This is a genomic window from Sphingomonas sp. RIT328, from assembly GCF_000632225.1.
Classification (GTDB): domain Bacteria; phylum Pseudomonadota; class Alphaproteobacteria; order Sphingomonadales; family Sphingomonadaceae; genus Sphingomonas; species Sphingomonas kyungheensis.
Genome location: NZ_JFYV01000020.1, coordinates 1 through 16,080 on the forward strand (window position 1 = coordinate 1; position 16,080 = coordinate 16,080).

16 protein-coding genes, 1 tRNA gene and 1 pseudogene are annotated in these 16,080 nt (G+C 69.6%); 12 read left to right on the plus strand and 6 right to left on the minus strand.

The window, feature by feature from the left end; all coding sequences use genetic code 11:
• A pseudogene (locus BW41_RS09990) lies at positions 1 to 180 on the minus strand (energy transducer TonB); the annotation flags it as partial.
• Positions 181 to 490: 310 nt separating this feature from the next.
• On the opposite strand from BW41_RS09990, the gene BW41_RS09995 reads away from it, so the two are divergent.
• The gene (locus BW41_RS09995) at positions 491 to 1,267 is read left to right on the plus strand and encodes a hypothetical protein (RefSeq protein ID WP_037534099.1); all 777 of its coding nucleotides are present in this window, start codon (positions 491 to 493) and stop codon (positions 1,265 to 1,267) included.
• A gap of 4 nt (positions 1,268 to 1,271) precedes the next feature.
• Here the strand turns inward: BW41_RS09995 and BW41_RS10000 are convergent, their stop codons facing one another.
• Positions 1,272 to 1,655 (minus strand): dihydroneopterin aldolase, encoded by a 384-nt coding sequence (locus BW41_RS10000; RefSeq protein ID WP_037534101.1) that lies wholly within the window; start codon positions 1,653 to 1,655, stop codon positions 1,272 to 1,274.
• Positions 1,656 to 1,768: 113 nt separating this feature from the next.
• Between BW41_RS10000 and BW41_RS10005 the strand changes: the two genes are divergently transcribed.
• The 4 genes from BW41_RS10005 (at position 1,769) to BW41_RS10020 (ending at position 5,027) form a co-directional block, all read left to right on the plus strand.
• Positions 1,769 to 2,302: a GNAT family N-acetyltransferase gene (locus BW41_RS10005; protein WP_235199725.1), complete on the plus strand. Its 534-nt coding sequence runs from the start codon at positions 1,769 to 1,771 to the stop codon at positions 2,300 to 2,302.
• A 369-nt stretch (positions 2,303 to 2,671) separates the two neighbouring features.
• Complete coding sequence (locus tag BW41_RS10010) at positions 2,672 to 3,229, plus strand: DUF1285 domain-containing protein (protein ID WP_081793037.1); 558 nt, start codon at positions 2,672 to 2,674, stop codon at positions 3,227 to 3,229.
• Positions 3,226 to 3,819: a CoA pyrophosphatase gene (locus BW41_RS10015; protein WP_037534103.1), complete on the plus strand. Its 594-nt coding sequence runs from the start codon at positions 3,226 to 3,228 to the stop codon at positions 3,817 to 3,819. The genes BW41_RS10010 and BW41_RS10015 overlap by 4 nt, the downstream gene beginning before the upstream one ends.
• A complete protein-coding gene (locus tag BW41_RS10020) occupies positions 3,813 to 5,027 on the plus strand; it encodes a CCA tRNA nucleotidyltransferase (protein ID WP_037534105.1) in 1,215 nt (404 codons plus the stop codon). The genes BW41_RS10015 and BW41_RS10020 overlap by 7 nt, the downstream gene beginning before the upstream one ends.
• Here BW41_RS10020 and BW41_RS10025 read toward each other — a convergent pair.
• A complete protein-coding gene (locus tag BW41_RS10025; protein WP_037534107.1) occupies positions 4,952 to 6,637 on the minus strand; it encodes a putative bifunctional diguanylate cyclase/phosphodiesterase in 1,686 nt (561 codons plus the stop codon). The two genes, BW41_RS10020 and BW41_RS10025, sit on opposite strands and share 76 nt — an antisense overlap.
• Before the next feature lie 92 nt (positions 6,638 to 6,729).
• On the minus strand, positions 6,730 to 8,997 hold the full coding sequence (parC, locus tag BW41_RS10030; RefSeq protein ID WP_037534109.1) for a DNA topoisomerase IV subunit A: 2,268 nt from the start codon (positions 8,995 to 8,997) through the stop codon (positions 6,730 to 6,732).
• 128 nt (positions 8,998 to 9,125) lie between these two features.
• On the opposite strand from parC, the gene BW41_RS10035 reads away from it, so the two are divergent.
• The gene (locus BW41_RS10035; protein ID WP_051583425.1) at positions 9,126 to 9,950 is read left to right on the plus strand and encodes an alpha/beta hydrolase family protein; all 825 of its coding nucleotides are present in this window, start codon (positions 9,126 to 9,128) and stop codon (positions 9,948 to 9,950) included.
• Positions 9,950 to 11,164 carry a kynureninase gene (gene kynU, locus BW41_RS10040; RefSeq protein ID WP_037534111.1) on the plus strand — a complete coding sequence of 405 codons (1,215 nt, stop codon included), beginning with the start codon at positions 9,950 to 9,952 and terminating at the stop codon, positions 11,162 to 11,164. The genes BW41_RS10035 and kynU overlap by 1 nt, the downstream gene beginning before the upstream one ends.
• Positions 11,165 to 11,177: 13 nt before the next feature.
• Here the strand turns inward: kynU and BW41_RS10045 are convergent, their stop codons facing one another.
• Complete coding sequence (locus BW41_RS10045; RefSeq protein WP_081793034.1) at positions 11,178 to 11,936, minus strand: DUF2490 domain-containing protein; 759 nt, start codon at positions 11,934 to 11,936, stop codon at positions 11,178 to 11,180.
• 85 nt (positions 11,937 to 12,021) lie between these two features.
• On the opposite strand from BW41_RS10045, the gene BW41_RS10050 reads away from it, so the two are divergent.
• From BW41_RS10050 to purQ, 4 genes are all read left to right on the plus strand, one after another.
• Positions 12,022 to 12,855 carry a hypothetical protein gene (locus BW41_RS10050; RefSeq protein WP_152542255.1) on the plus strand — a complete coding sequence of 278 codons (834 nt, stop codon included), beginning with the start codon at positions 12,022 to 12,024 and terminating at the stop codon, positions 12,853 to 12,855.
• 108 nt (positions 12,856 to 12,963) lie between these two features.
• The gene (gene purC / locus BW41_RS10055) at positions 12,964 to 13,743 is read left to right on the plus strand and encodes a phosphoribosylaminoimidazolesuccinocarboxamide synthase (protein WP_037534116.1); all 780 of its coding nucleotides are present in this window, start codon (positions 12,964 to 12,966) and stop codon (positions 13,741 to 13,743) included.
• 17 nt (positions 13,744 to 13,760) lie between these two features.
• Positions 13,761 to 13,991, plus strand: a complete 231-nt coding sequence (gene purS, locus BW41_RS10060) for a phosphoribosylformylglycinamidine synthase subunit PurS (RefSeq protein WP_037534118.1) — start codon at positions 13,761 to 13,763, stop codon at positions 13,989 to 13,991.
• 1 nt (position 13,992) lies between these two features.
• On the plus strand, positions 13,993 to 14,661 hold the full coding sequence (gene purQ, locus BW41_RS10065; RefSeq protein WP_037534119.1) for a phosphoribosylformylglycinamidine synthase subunit PurQ: 669 nt from the start codon (positions 13,993 to 13,995) through the stop codon (positions 14,659 to 14,661).
• 471 nt (positions 14,662 to 15,132) lie between these two features.
• Here the strand turns inward: purQ and BW41_RS10070 are convergent, their stop codons facing one another.
• On the minus strand, positions 15,133 to 15,873 hold the full coding sequence (locus BW41_RS10070) for a queuosine precursor transporter (RefSeq protein ID WP_037534120.1): 741 nt from the start codon (positions 15,871 to 15,873) through the stop codon (positions 15,133 to 15,135).
• 58 nt (positions 15,874 to 15,931) lie between these two features.
• Between BW41_RS10070 and BW41_RS10075 the strand changes: the two genes are divergently transcribed.
• Positions 15,932 to 16,008: transfer RNA gene (locus BW41_RS10075), tRNA-Arg, on the plus strand.
• The last annotated feature ends 72 nt before the right edge of the window (positions 16,009 to 16,080 follow it).

The window sequence follows — 16,080 nt, forward strand, 5'->3', positions numbered from 1 at the left end:
GTCCGGCGGCGGGGGAGGCGGCTCCTCCACGTCGAACGTGTTAAGTTTTTCTTGGGCCTTCTTCACGTATTGGTACGCGAGCCCGGTGACGAAGGCGTAGCCCAGCGCCGCATGGATGAGCACGACGATGACGATCGCGACCACCCTGCCACCGGACATCTTCTGGTCAGCATAGGCCATTCAGCAACGACACTCCCTAATCTCACGGTCCTCGCAGCGCCCGGGGGAAGAGCGCGCGTAGGCCCCTGCCCCGGCTTACGCCGCGTGTGACAGTGCGCAAACCCTATCGTCCCGTTTCTCGCCACGCAAACGCTTTGTCGGACGCAACAAACGTACAATCGTTTAGCGACACTTTTATTTCTGTATCGTTCAGGAGCATTCGGCTAGCGAATTCGGCATGGTTATGCGCTTTCGCCCCATTCTGGCCGTCGTTGCCGCCGTCGCCGCCGCGCCGATTTACGCCGCTTTTCCGCCACAAAGCGCGACTGCGATGCCGAATCAGCCCGGCTCTGATAGCGCTATCGGCTATGCCGATCTGACCGATCTGGTGATCGCCGCGCCGGTGATCGCCGATGCGACGATCCGCTCCGCGATCCGCCTGAAAGGTGACGAAGCGGCAGGCGTAGCGCCCGGATTCACACGATATTATGTCGAGGCCGACATTGGCGCGCTGGTCCGCGGCGCCGGCGGACTGCCGCCGCGAATCGGCTATCTCGTGGATATTGCACCTGATTCTTCGGGCCGATTGGCCAAGTTGAAGAAGACGCGGGCAATCCTGTTCGGCCGTCCGGTCGCCAACCGTCCCGATCAGATACAGTTGGTCGCACCCGACGCGCAAATTTCCTGGACGCCCGCGGAGGACGCCCGCGTCCGTGCCGTCGCCCGCGCTCTGGTCGCCACCGATGCGCCGCCGGTGATCACCGGGGTCGGCAATGCCTTCCACGTTCCGGGTGCGCTACCAGGCGAGGGCGAGACGCAGGTGTTCCTCACCACCGCCAATGGCGCGCCGGTATCGCTCACCGTGCTGCGCCGCCCCGGCGAGCAGCCGCGCTGGGCGGTCGCCTTGTCGGAGATCGTCGACGAGGCGGCGGCGCCGCCGGCGCGCGACACGCTGCTCTGGTATCGCCTCGCCTGCGCGCTGCCCGCCGATCTGCCCGAGCGCAGCACCGCCTCGCTGGCCGAGGCGGACGCCGGCATCGCGCGCGACGATTATCACTTTATCCTCAGCCAGCTCGGCCCATGCGGCCGGACGCGGACGATCCGCTGACGGATCAGCCCGCGTCGGCCGGGCGGTGCCGCACCAGCGTGATGCCGATCGACTCCCCCGCCTCGGCGATCGCCAGCTTGACGATCTTGACGCGGACCTTGCGCACGCGCCGGTCGCCGAGGAACAGCGTTTCGCAGATATGGTCGGCGACCGCCTCGATCAGCGTGAAATGCTGCCCTTCCGGCAACGCCGTCGTTGCGGCATGCTTGAGGTCGAGATAGTTCTTCGATGCCGACAGCGGCGTGTCGGGGGCGAAATGCGCCGGGCAGTCCAGATCGACGGTGAGGTCGATGCGCAGCGGCTGCGGCAGGTGCGTCTCCTCCGAATAGATACCGGTGAGCACCTGAACCTCGAGGTCGTGGACCTCCAGCTGAAGACTGTCTTGCATGGCGCCCGCCTCTAGCAAGCCCTGCGCCCGACTGCCAATCGCATTGCAGCTTGCCTTCCGCGCGGCGCCGCCGCATGCGCCGCGCGCTTCCGCTCTCCGTTGCCGAGGACCCCGTGACCGAGTCCGCGTCCCTTTCGCCTGCCCTGCCCTCGCTCGCCTTCGTTCCGCTCGCCGACGTGCCCGGCGCAGCGATCGAGGCGCTGCTCGATGCCGCCTTCGGCCCGGACCGTCATCGCCGCACCGCGTACAAGGTGCGCGGCGCGGGGCAGCCGATCGCCGCGCTCAGCCTCGCCGCCGTTGCCGGAGACGGGCTGATCGGCTCGATCCAATGCTGGCCGGTGGCGCTGCACGGCGACGACGGCGTCGCCCATCCGCTGGTGATGATCGGGCCGGTCGCGGTCGCGCCGGCGCACCAGCGCGACGGCATCGGCCGGCTGCTGATGACGCACGCGCTCGATGCGGCGGCGGCGGCGGGGCTCGACGACCGGCTGATGCTGATCGGCGATCCCGAATATTACGGCCGCTTCTTCGGCTTCGACGCCAGCCGCACCGCCGACTGGCGCCTGCCCGGCCCTGTCGAACGCCACCGCCTGCTCTCGCGCGGCACCGGCGTGCCGGCGGTGGCGGGGGTGCTCGGGCCGCGATAGCGGCGCAGAATAAGGTCACGCGGAGGCGCGGAGGCGCGGAGATGACGCGCATGGGCAGGCGTGGCCCTGTCATCCGCCGACGCCGGAGAGGCGGTGCAGCGTTGCGTCAGAATGCCCCCTCTCCGCGCCTCCGCGTGAACACTCCTTTTCGACGGAGCTGCACCGGCGCTCGCCCGGTGGGCCGTTCACGCGAAGACGCAAAGGCGCCAAGGGGTCTTGCCTGCGGACGGGCGCCGCGCCCTGATTCGACTCGACATGAAGAGCCGCTACCGCGGCGGACGCACCCTCTTCGCGGCTTCGCGCGCCATCGTCCCGGCGACCGCCAGCCTTTACGCACGCCGCCCGAGTCCCTACCTCGCCGCGATGCCGATGGAGGAGCTTCCCGATCTCGCCGGTCTCAGCCTTGCCGAGATCGCGACCCTGGCCGAACAGCGCCGCCTGCCGCCGGTCGAGCAATGGCAGCCCGCGCATTGCGGCGACAGCGAGATGCGCATCGCGCGCGACGGAAGCTGGTATCATCAGGGTGCGCCGATCGGCCGCAGCGCGATGGTCCGCCTGTTCTCGACCATCCTGCGCCGCGAGCCCGACGGCGGCTATGTCCTCGTCACACCCGCCGAGAAGCTCAGCATCGCGGTCGAGGACGCGCCGTTCGTCGCGGTCGAGATGAAGGCGGAGGGCGACGGACGCGACGCGCGGCTCGCCTTCCGGCTCAACACCGGCGATCTCGTCACCGCCGATGCCGCGCACCCGCTGCGCTTCGTCGAGGGCGAGGACGGCCCCCGCCCCTATCTCCACGTCCGCGGCGGTCTTGAGGCGCTGGTCGCGCGGCCAGTCTATTATGAGCTGGCCGAGCGCGCGCTCGCCGGTGACGACGCACAGCCCGGCGTGTGGAGCACCGGCGCCTTCTTCCCGCTGGCCGCCGCATGACGCTCGCCGAGCGGCTGGCGCGCGCCTGGCAGGCCGGGCGCGGTGGCGACGCGTCGCTGCTCACCGGCGACGACCGCGAACTCGACGCCCGTGCGCCCGCCGATCTCACCCCCGCCGCGGTGCTGATCGCGGTGACCGATCGCGATCGGCCGGGCGTGCTGCTGACCCAGCGTACCGAGACGCTGCGCCATCATGCCGGTCAGATCGCCTTTCCCGGCGGGCGGCTCGACCCCGGCGAGGATGCGGTCGCCGCAGCGCTGCGCGAGGCGGAGGAGGAGATCGCGCTGCCCCGCGCCGCGGTCGCCGTGATCGGTCCGGTCGCCGCCTATCGCACCATCACCGGCTATGCCGTCACGCCGGTGCTCGCCGCCGTGCCCGCCGATCTGCCGCTGGTGCCGAGCGAGGCGGAGGTCGCCAGCGTGTTCGAGGTACCGCTCGACCATCTGCTCGATCCCGCCAACCAGCTCGCGGCGAGCGCACAATGGCGTGGGCAGACACGGCATTACTATGAGATTCACTGGCAGGACCGGCGCATCTGGGGCGCGACCGCCGCGATGATCGTCAATCTGTCGCGGCAGCTCGCATGGTGACGCTGGCGCTCGACGCCATCGCGGCGCGCGAGGGCTTCGCCGATCTGATCGCCGCGCTCGGCGGGCCGGAGCGGACGCGGCTGGTCGGCGGCGTCGTGCGCGATACGTTGCTCGGGCTCGACCCGGCGGACATCGATCTGGCGACGCAGCTGCTCCCCGAAGCGGTGCTGGCGCGGCTCAAGGCGGCGGCGATCCGCGCGGTGCCGACCGGCCTTGCCCACGGCACCGTCACCGCGGTGCTGCCGGGCGGGCCGATCGAGGTGACGACGCTGCGCCACGACGTCGCCACCGATGGCCGCCACGCCGTCGTCGCCTTCACCGAAGTCTGGCAGGACGATGCGGCGCGGCGCGACTTCACGATCAACGCGCTCTATGCCGATCCGGCGACCGGCGCGGTGGTCGATTATTTCGACGGGCTTGCCGATCTCGCCGCCGGGCGGGTCCGGTTCATCGGCGATCCCTATCGCCGCATCGCCGAGGATCACCTGCGCATCCTGCGCTTCTTCCGCTTTCACGCGCGTTTCGGCGACGCCGATCAGACGCGGATCGACGCCGCCGGGCTCGACGCCTGCACCGCCCGCGCCAACGACCTGATGGCGCTGTCGCGCGAGCGGATCGCCGCCGAATTGCTCAAGCTGCTCGTCGCCCGCCATGCGGTGGCGGTGATCGCGCTGATGATCGAGCGCGGCATCTGGCGCGCGGTGTTGCCCGAGATCACCGACGCGCGCGCCCTGGCCGACCTCGCCGGGCGCGAGGCGGCGGCGGGTGTCGCGCCCGATCCGATCCGTCGGCTCGCGACGCTGATCCCGCCGGCTGCGGCGGAGGCGGTCGGCGCGCGGCTCAAGCTGTCGAATGCCGATCGCAAGCGGCTGATCGCGGCGACGCAAGGTCCGGGCGACGAGGGCGCGCGCGCGCTCGCCTATCGCGTCGGTTTCGCGAGCGCCGAGGACCGGCTGCTGATCGCCGGCGCCGACGTCGCGCCGCTGCGCGACTGGACGCCGCCGGCCCTGCCGATCGGCGGCGGCGCGCTGGTCGAGCGCGGCCTACGCAAGGGGCCGGAGGTCGCGGCGGTGCTGCGTCAGATCGAGACGCGCTGGATCGCCGAGGGCTTCCCCGACGCCGCGCGCGTCGCTCAGCTCGCCGACGAGGCGGTGCGCGCCGCGACGATCATGCGCAGCGCGTCGGACGCCTCGAGCGGTCGCGCATAAAGATAGCCCTGGCCGAAGGTGCAGCCGAGCGCGGCGAGCGTCTGCGCCAGTTCGTTGCTCTCGACGCCTTCCGCCGTGGTGCGCATGCCGAGCGCCTGCGCGAGGCTGAGCACCGCGCGCACGATCGCGATCTTGTCGCGGTCGGCGAGCATGCCGGAGACGAAGCTGCGGTCGATCTTGAGGATGTCGATCGGCAGCTTCTGGAGATAGGCGAGGTTGGAATAGCCGGTGCCGAAATCGTCCATCGCCAGCGTCGTGCCGAGCGCCTTCAGCCCGTGCATGATGCCGGCGATACGATCGGGATCGGTGACGATCGCGCTTTCGGTCAGTTCGAGCACGAAGCGGTCGCCGCTCAGCGCATGGCGGATCAGCGCCGCCTCGACCACCGGGGTGATGTCGTCGCGCTGGAGCTGGATCGCCGACAGATTGACCGCGACGCGCATCCCGCAATTGCCGCCGCATTCCTCGTCCCACCAGCGCAGCGTCCGCGCCGCCTCGTCCATCGCCCAGCGGCCGAGCGGGACGATCAGCCCCGATTCCTCCGCGACCGGGATGAAGTCGCTCGGCTGATGCTCGACACCCTGCGGATCGCGCCAGCGCGCCAGCGCCTCGAACGAGACGATCGCACCGGTGGCGAGATCGCAGATCGGCTGAAAGGCGAGCCGCAGCTGGCGGTCGTCGATCGCGCGGCGCAGCGCCGTCTCCATCGCGAACCGCTCGCGCGCCAGCGTGAAGGCCTGCGTCTGATAGCTTTCGACCTGCCGCCCGGTCTTGGCGCCCTTGACCGCGAATTGCGCGTTGCGGATCAGCTCCTCGACATCGTCGATCGCATCGTCGCCATAAGCGATGCCGATCGAACATTCGACGCCGATCTCATAGTCGCTCAGCCGGAACGGCGCCGCCAGCGCGCGGCGGATGCGCTCGGCGAGGCGGTTGGCCTCGTCCCGGTCGTTGTCGACCGCCATCAGGATGCCGAATTCGTCGCCGCCGATCCGGGCGAGCGAATCGCAAGCGCGCAGCGCGCCCTTGATCCGCCGCGCGACGGTGATCAGCAATTCGTCGCCGGCGAGCCCGCCGAGACAGGCGTTGAGCTGGCCGAAGCGATCGAGGTCGATGACCAGCACCGCATGGCCGCTGCGCTCCGCCTGCACCGCCTCGATCATGTCGCTGAAGCCTTCCCGGTTGGGCAGGCCGGTCAGGCTGTCGGTGGTCATCTCGCGGCGCAGCGAGCGTTCGGTATGGACCTGCGCGGTCAGGTCGATGAAGGCGATCTGACAGCGGTCGCGCAGCGCGGCGGTCGGACGCGCGAGCGTGACGCGATAATAACGCGAATCGATCACCTGCCCGATCGACCAGTCGAAATCGCTGCGCAGGTCGCTCGACCGCAGGAAGGCATCGATGCGGCTGCCGAGCAGCGCGAGCATCGGCGACCGGTCGGCGATCACCCCCAGCCCGGCGAGCCGATAGGCGCGATTGATCGCCAGAAAGGTGAAGCCGCCCCCCTCGCGCCCGACCTGCACCGTCGGGATCGGGATCAGCTCGAGATCGCGCTCGAACAGCTCCGCCGCATCGCGCGGTATGGCTGACAGGTCTGGCGAAGCGGTGGCCATGCCTTCTTTGTAGACGCCGTTCGTTAAAGCCGCCTGAAAGTATACGTTCATCTTGGGTGGAATCGCGGCCACGCGCACCGGCGAGCGATAAATTACCCCCCGAAGCGGTTGTCCCGCGGGAAGCCGGTCGGCGGCGTGCGCCCCGCCGCGCCGCGCGCGGTGCGCCACAGCGACAGGTCGGTCTCGGTGCGCGTGCGGCCCGAGCCGCCGCCCATCGGCCAGCTCAGTCCCTCGGCGAAGACGAAGGTGGTCGCGTCCGACAGATGGCCTTCGCGGAAGCGTTGCAGCTGCACGCCGGTGCCGCGCGTCATCACCGGCAGCTCGGCGATCGGGAAGACGAGCAATTTGCGGTTGTCGCCGATCGCCGCGACATAATCGGCCTCCGGCGCGACCGGACGGACGACGAGCAGTTTGGCGCCGGGGCGCGGCGTCATCACCGTCTTGCCCTTGCGCGTCTCGGCGATCACCTCGGACACCGCGACGCGGAAGCCGCGGCCGTCGGTGGCGGCGATCAGCAATTGCTCCTGCGCACGCGCGTTGAGGAAGGCGACGATGCCGATCGCGCCGTCGAGGTCGATCATCGCGCGTACCGGCTCACCGAAGCCGCGCCCGCCCGGCAATTTGTCCGCCGCCAGCGTGAAGAAACGCCCGTTCTCCGCGGCGAGCAGCAATTTGTCGGTGGTCTGCGCGTGGAAGGCGAAGGCGGGGCCGTCGCCTTCCTTGAACTTGAGCGTCTCCGCCCCCCCTGCTTCTTTTGGGGACAGGTCACCATGCCCCTTCATCGCGCGGATCCAGCCGCGCTGCGACAGGATCACGGTGATCGGCTCGCGCTCGATCATCGCTTCCAGCGGGATGTCGCGGGTCGGCGCGGCTTCCTCGATCGTCGTGCGGCGCGCGCCGAGCGGCGTCTCCGCGCCATAACGGTCGCGCACCTTCTTCATGTCGCGCTTCATCCGCCGCTTCTGCTTGGCGGGATCGGCGAGCAGCGCCTGCAATTCGGCCTGTTCCTTGTCGAGCTTGTCGCGTTCGCCGCGGATCTCGAACTCCTCGAGCCGGCGCAACGAGCGCAGCCGCATGTTGAGGATCGCCTCCGCCTGCCGGTCGGTGAGGCGGAATTCCGCCATCATCACCGCCTTGGGCTCATCCTCGGTGCGGATGATCTCGATCACCCGGTCGAGGTTGAGATAGGCGATCAGATAGCCGTCGAGCAGCTCGATCCGGTCGGCGATCTTGCCGAGCCGGTGGCGGGTGCGCCGCTCCAGCACGACGAATTGATGCTCGACCCACGCCTTGAGCGCGCCGCCGAGCGACATCACCCGCGGCGTGCGGTCCTTGTCGAGCACGTTGAGGTTGAGGCTGATCCGCGTTTCGAGATCGGAGAAGCGGAACAGCCCGTCCATCAGCACCTGCGCATCGACGGTGCGGCTGCGCGGTTCGAGGACGATGCGGATCTCGGCATCCGATTCGTCGCGCACGTCGGCGAGGATCGGGAATTTCTTGTCGTTGATCAGGCCGGCGATCTGCTCGATCAGCTTGCCCTTCTGCACGCCATAGGGGATTTCGGTGACGACGGCATGCCAGCCGCCGCCCTTCTCGCGCTCGATCTCCCAGCGCGCGCGGACGCGGAACGCGCCACGCCCCGTCGCATAGCTTTCCGCGATCACCGCGGCGGGATCGACGATCAGCCCGCCGGTCGGCAGGTCGGGTCCCTTGACGAAGTCGAGCACCGCGGCGTCGGGCGCATCCGGCTTGTCGACCAGCATCATCGCCGCGTCGAGCAGCTCGGCGGCATTGTGCGGCGGGATGCTCGTCGCCATGCCGACCGCGATCCCCGCCGCGCCGTTGGCGAGCAGATTGGGGAACAGGCCCGGGAACAGCTCGGGCTCCTGCTCCTCGCCGTTATAGGTCGGGCGATAGGCGACGGCATCCTCGTCGAGCCCGTCCATCACGTCGATCGCGACCTGCGTCAGCCGCGCCTCGGTATAGCGATAGGCGGCGGCGTTATCGCCGTCGATATTGCCGAAATTGCCCTGACCGTCGACCAGCGGGTAGCGCAGCGAGAAGGTCTGCGCGAGCCGGACCATCGCGTCGTAGACCGACTGGTCGCCGTGCGGATGATATTTGCCGATGACGTCGCCGACGACGCGCGCGCACTTCTTATAGCCCTGATTGGGATCGAGCTTGAGCAGCCGCATCGCCCACAGCAGCCGCCGGTGCACCGGCTTCAGCCCGTCGCGCACGTCGGGCAGCGAGCGCGCGGTGATCGTCGACAGCGCATAGACGAGATAGCGATCGGATAGCGCGGTATCGAACGGCGCGTCGAGGATGCCGATCGGGGGTTCCTGAAAGTCGGTGGCCATATCGGGAACGTTCTACTGGGCGGGGGCGCAAACGGCAACGGGCGCGCCGGGTCGGCGCGATCGGCGCAATCGGCGGTGCCGGCGGCGTAGCGATGGCGTCGGCCTTTCCCCTCGGCTAGCGTCGCATCATGCTGACCTGGCCCGATCTTACCAGCCGCGCGCGCGGGACGCCCGATGCGACGGTCGCTTATGGCGACGACCCCTTGCAGGTCGCCGACCTGTGGCGGCCGGCGGGGGACGGGCCGCATCCGGTGGTGGTGATGGTGCATGGCGGCTGCTGGCAGACGAGCATCGCCGATCGCCGGTTGATGGACTGGGCGGCGGCGGACCTGCGCGCCGCCGGCATCGCGGTGTGGAACATCGACTATCGCGGCGTCGATCGTGCCGGCGGCGGCTATCCCGGCACCTTCCGCGACGTCGCCGCCGCCGCCGACCGGCTGCGCGACGCGGCCGCCGCCTTCGCGCTCGACCTCCGCGGCGGCGTCGCCATCGGCCATTCCGCGGGCGGGCATCTCGCCTTGTGGCTCGCCGCGCGCCACCGGCTGAGCCCCGACAGCCCGCTGCACCGCCCGGCCCCGCTCGCGATCGGCACGGTGATCTGCCTCGGCGGCCTGCCCGATCTCGCCGCGGTCGCCGCCAGCCCCGACAATGGCTGCGGCACCGAGGTGATCGCCCGCCTCGTCGACCCGAGCCGGCCCTCGCCTTATGCCGATACCTCGCTGCCGCCGCTGCTGCCGATCGACGCGGTGCAGCATCTGGTCAACGGCCGCGAGGACCGGATCGTCCCCCTCCGGCTCGGCGAGGCCTATGTCGCGCAGGCGCAGGCGGCCGGCGACGACGCCCGGCTCCACACTGTCGCCGACACCGGCCATGTCGAACTGATCACCCCCGGCACCGCCGCCTGGACGCACGCGCGTGCGCTGGTCGTCGCCGCCGTCGAACGAGACCGCTGATGACCCGCGACGATGCCCGTGCCCTCGACCGCAGCGATCCCCTCGCCGCCTTCCGCGACCGGTTCGCTTTGCCCGAGGGGGTGATCTACCTCGACGGCAACTCGCTCGGCGTGCTGCCGCGCGCGGTCACGCCCGCGCTTGCCGATACGGTGACGCGGCAATGGGGCGAGCGGCTGATCCGCAGCTGGAACGAGGGCTGGATCGAGGCGCCGCAGCGGCTCGGCGCCAAGATCGCGCCGCTGATCGGCGCAGCGGCGGACGAGGTGATCGTCGGCGACACCACCTCGACGCATCTGTTCAAGGCGCTCGTCGCCGCGCTCCGCCACGATCCGGCGCGGCGCACCATCGTCAGCGAAGCGGGCAATTTCCCCACCGACCTGCATATCGCCGAGGGCGCGGTCGGCTGCGTCCCGGGCGCGACGCTCAAGGTGGTGGCGCGCGACCGGCTCGCCGCGGCATTGGGCGAGGACACCGCCGTGCTGCTGCTCACCCACGTCCATTACAAGACCGCCGAGCGCTTCGACCTCGCCGACTGGAGCGCGTGCGCGCATGCCGCCGGTGCGCTGATGCTGTGGGACCTCAGCCACAGCGTCGGCGCGGTGCCGATCGACCTCGCCGCGGCGGGGGCGGATCTCGCGGTCGGCTGCACCTATAAATATCTCAACGGCGGCCCCGGTGCGCCGGCCTTCCTCTACGTCGCGCGCCAGTGGCAGGCGGCGCTCGCCAATCCGGTGAGCGGCTGGATGGGCCATGCCGAGCCCTTCGCCTTCACCGACGGCTATCGCCCGGCGGAGGGCATGCGCCGCTGGCTGGTCGGCACGCCGTCGATCCTCGCGATGGCGAGCCTCGAGGCGGCGCTCGACCTGTGGGGCGACATCGACATGGCGCAGGTCGCCGCCAAGAGCGCCGCGCTGTTCGCGATCCTTGCCGAGGCGGGCGCCCCCGCCGGCCTCGCCTGCGCCACCCCCGCCGATCCGGCGCAGCGCGGCAGCCATATCAGCTTCCGCCACCGCCACGCCTATGCGGTGACGCAGGCGCTGATCGCGCGCGGCGTGATCGGCGACTTCCGCGCCCCCGACGTCCTGCGGCTCGGACTGACGCCGCTCTACCTCAGCCATGAGGACGTCTGGCGCGCCGGCGCACTGCTGCGAGAGGTCATCGCCGACGAGGCGTGGCGCGATCCCGCCTATGCGACGCGCAACGCGGTGACGTGACGCCGCGCCAGCCTCAATCGTCGAGGTGGGGGAAGATCTGTCCTTGCAGATTGATCGTCAGCTGCAGCGTCAGCGCATGATCCATCTGCCCCCGCGCGCCGCCGCGCGCCGGCCGGAACTGGTTGAGATAGCCGACATCCGCCGTCATCATCTTACCGATCGGCACGACCAGCCCGAAGATGTTGCGCATCCGCTCATAGCCGGCGCGCTGCCCCCAGCGCGTGCTGTTCGGGAGGTAAAAGCTTTCGTGGCTGACGAACACCGCCCAGCGACCCGTTCCCAGCCGCTGGTTGTAGCGGACCAGCGGCCGGATCCTCACGCCGACCTGCGATCCGCGCGGATTGAACCGCTCGTCGACCCGGAAGCGGGTGGCGATGGCGCCGAACGTGCCGACGATCTGCTGGCGGATGCGATCCTCGTCGGCGCTGGTATTGCCGTTATGCGCGCCGACCTTGCGATAGCCGACGCCGAACTCGATCCCCCGCGCCGCCCTGAGGCCGAGCAGCGCGCCGAACTCGGTCTGATACAGCCCGTCCTGCCGGTCGCTGAACCGTGCGATCTGCTCCAGCGTCACCCGCATGTCGTCGGTGAGCGGCACGTTGGTGTTGATCTGCGTCCACAGCTGCGCGTCCTGCTGCTGCGCGGATGCGGGGCTGGCGAAACCGCCGAGGGGTGATGCGACGCATAGGCTGCCGACGAGTCGCGTCGCGACGATAAGGTAGGAAAGTCGGGCCACGAGGCCGGCGATACCGGGGCAAGTGGCTGATGTCATGCGATCGTTTCTTGTCTGCAACGACCTGGCTTGACGGCATCTCCTATCTGATGATGGATATAAGGCCATTGGGATGGGGACCGTCATGCGTCTTGCAATCGCCGGGATCGGCATCCTCGCGCTCGCGCTGACGGGATGCAGCAAGGCGCCGGGCGGCGGCGGTGACGGCGGCCCCGATGTCGGCAACGGTGCCGCCACCGCCGGACTGGCCTTTACCTATTCCTACGGACTGACGTTGCCGGCCCGCAGCATCGCGACGGTGCAGGAGGCACATGCCGCCGCCTGCGAGGCGCTGGGGTCGGGGCGCTGCCGGATCACCGGGCTCGGCTATACGGTCGATCGCGCCGGTACGGTGTCGGCGGACCTGTCGGTCCGCGTCGCCGCCCCGATCGCGCGGCGCTTCGCGCGGGAGGCGGTGACGGCAGCCGAACAGGCCGGCGCGACGCTCACCGGCGCACACATCGGCGGCGACGATGTCTCGCTCGCGCAAACGGCGGCGACGCGCCAGTCGGAAGAGGCGACCGTCGAGCTCACCCGCATCGATCGTGCGCTCGCCCGCCCTGACCTGCCGGCGGCCGAACGCGCTGAACTGCGGAGCCAGCGCGCCGCTGAGACGCAAGCCGCGCGAACCGCCGCCGCGACGCAGGCGGAGGGCGCGGCGAGCATCGCCACCGCCCCGGTCAAATTCCACTATGAGGCGGGGCGCGGCAGCGGCTTGCTCAACAGCCTGCGCGACTCCGGCGATACCGCGATCGCATCCGCGACGGCGACCGTCACCGCGATAACATGGCTGGTGGCGATGCTCGGACCGCCTTTGCTTTCCCTCGCCGTCGTCGCGTGGCTGTGGCTTTGGCTCGGCGCGCCGCTGTGGCGCAGGATCGCCGCGACGATGCGGGCGCGCACCGACGAACCCGCATGATCCCTGCCGATTGCGCCTCCGCCCCCAGTCCCTTATAGGCGCGCCATTCCGGCCCCGGCGCGCGAACCCTCGCGCCGCCGGGGCTGCTCTATTTCAGGGGACACGCGCATGGCTCGGCGCCGCCAGATCTACGAAGGCAAGGCCAAGATCCTGTACGAGGGCCCCGAGCCCGGCACGCTGATCCAGTATTTCAAGGACGACGCCACCGCGTTCAACGCCCAGAAAAAGGGCACGATCAACGGCAAGGGCGTGCTCAACAACCGGATCAGCGAGCATATCTTCACGATGCTCGACGCGATCGGGGTGCCGACGCACTTCATCCGCCGGCTCAACATGCGCGAGCAGCTGATCCGCCAGGTCGAGATCGTGCCGATCGAGGTCGTCGTGCGCAACGTCGCCGCCGGCTCGCTGTCGAAGCGGCTCGGGATCGAGGAGGGCGTCAAGCTGCCCCGCACGATCATCGAATATTATTACAAGGACGATGCGCTCGGCGATCCGATGATCACCGACGAGCATATCGCCGCCTTCGGCTGGGCGAGCCAGGAGGAGATGCACGACATCGCCGACCTCGCGATCCGCGTGAACGACTTCCTCAGCGGCCTGTTCGCCGGCGTCGGCATCCGCCTGGTCGACTTCAAGCTCGAATTCGGCCGCATCTGGGACAATGACTTCGGCCGGATCATCCTCGCCGACGAGATCAGCCCCGACGGCTGCCGGCTGTGGGACATCGACACCAACGAGAAGATGGACAAGGACCGCTTCCGCCGCGATCTCGGCGGCGAGGCGGAGGCCTATCAGGAGGTCGCGCGCCGGCTCGGCCTGCTGCCCGAGGGCGAGGACGGCGCGGTGCTCGACCTCGACAGCCATCGCAAGCGGCGTGGCAAGTAACGGCTGGGGAACATAAGATGAAACTGCGTATCTTCGTGACGCTCAAGCCCGGCGTGCTCGATCCCCAGGGCCGCGCCATCCATCATGCGCTCGGCAGCCTCGGCTTCGCAGGCGTCGAGGACGTCCGCGCCGGCAAGATGTTCGAGCTCGAGGTCGCCGACGCGACCGACGATGCGGCGATCGACGGCATGTGCCGCCAGCTGCTCGCCAATACGGTGATCGAAAACTATCGCGTGGAGCGCGTCTGACATGAAAACCGCGGTCGTCGTCTTCCCCGGCTCCAATTGCGACCGCGACCTTGCGGTGGCGCTGGAGACCGTCACCGGCGTCGCGCCGACGATGGTCTGGCACGGCGACAGCGACCTGCCCGACGGCATCGGCCTCGTCGCGGTGCCCGGCGGCTTCTCCTATGGCGATTACCTGCGCTCGGGCGCGATCGCGGCGCGCTCGCCGATCATGCGCGCGATCGTCGAGCAGGCGGGGCGCGGATTGCCGGTGCTCGGCGTGTGCAACGGCTTCCAGGTGCTGACCGAGGCGGGGCTGCTGCCCGGCGCGCTGATGCGCAACGCCGGGCTCGACTTCGTCTGCCGCGACGTCGCGCTCACCGTCGCCAATGCGCAGACCGCCTTCACCAGCCGCTATGACGCGGGCGAGACGATCCGCGTCCCCGTCGCGCATCACGACGGCAATTACTTCGCCGACGCCGAGACGCTCGACCGGCTCGAAGGCGAAGGCCGCGTCGCCTTCCGCTATGGCGAATCGGTCAACGGCTCGGCGCGCGACATCGCCGGCGTGCTCAACGCCGCCGGCAACGTGCTCGGCATGATGCCGCACCCGGAACGCAAGATCGAGGCGGCGCACGGCGGCAGCGACGGCCGCCGCCTGTTCGAAGGCGTGCTCGAGACGATCGGGGCATAAGCGCGCCGCCGGTGGTGTCCCCCCGCCTGTCCCGTGCGCCCCGCCACCCGGGACCAGTTCCGGGGTCCACTTGGCGGCGAGCGCAAAGGCTTACGATACGGCCCGACCGGTAGACGCGATCTCATTGGTTGTGCGCAGAGGCGCGGAGGACGCAGAGATGTCGCGTGTCGGTCGATCGTGGTCCTGTCATCCTCGGGTCCGTTGAACCGCATGCATGCGTGGCAAGCGTGACCGCCTCTGCGCCTCTGCGCGAATAAATCTCCGCAGTTCAAAGCCTTGGCGCGAGCCATGCCGAACGACGGCGTGGCACCGGGCTATCGACCTCGCGACGCTGTCCTACACGCCCCGCACCCGCTATACCCGCCGCCGGCTCTTCCGCACCCTCGATCCATCATCCCCGAAATCGAAACGATAGGGCCCGATCGTTTCCGTCAAGGTGTCCAAACTGTCCATGTCGGGACCGCCGCGCGATCACACCCCGGTGCGGAACGGCGTGAAGTCCGTCCCCCGGTCGTAGACATCGACGCCCTCGGCGCGTTTGAGCGCGCCGACGACGACATAGGTCAGCGGCGTCAGGATCACCTCCCACGCCACCTTGAGCGCCCATTGCGTCAGCATCACCGTCACCACCAGCGCCGGCGTGAACCCGGCGGCGCCGAGGAAGGCGAGCGGGTAGAAGATCAGGCTGTCGACGCCCTCGCCGAGGATCGTCGAGCCGATCGTCCGCATCCACAGATGCCGGCCGCCGCTCCACACCTTCATCCGCGCCATGACATAGGAATTGACGAACTCGCCGGCCCAGAAGGCGCAGACGCTGGCGAGGACGATGCGCGGCACCTGGCCGAAGATCGTCGCATAGGCGGCCTGATTGCCCCAGCTCGGCGCCGGCGGCAGCGCGACGACCACCCAGCTCATCAGCGCCATGAACACCACCGCGGCGGTCCCCGCCCAGATCACCCGGCGCGCCCGCGCATAGCCATAGACTTCGGTGAGCACGTCGCCGATCACGTAGCTGACCGGAAAGAACAGAATGCCCGCGCCGAACGGCCACGGCCCGATGCCCGGCAGCACGATCTGCGCGACCTTGCCCGCGCCGATGACGTTGGACAGCAGCAGGATGGCGACGAACGCCGCCATGACGACATCATAATAGCGGAACGCCTGCCCGCGCACCGCCGCCGCCTCGACCGCCGCTTCGCTCGACCTGCCCATGGCGCCGTTATATGGCGGTTCCCGTATCGCGCAAAGCGCGCTAATCGGACGCCGGCGCGCGCCCGTAGCTCAGATGGATAGAGCACGAGCCTTCTAAGCTTGTGGCCGCTGGTTCGAATCCAGCCGGGCGCGCCAAGGCTCCGGCGTAGCGCGACAACCGGCGCGCCGGCCCGGCTGGCAGCCGCCTCCCCGCCCCGTCATCCCCAT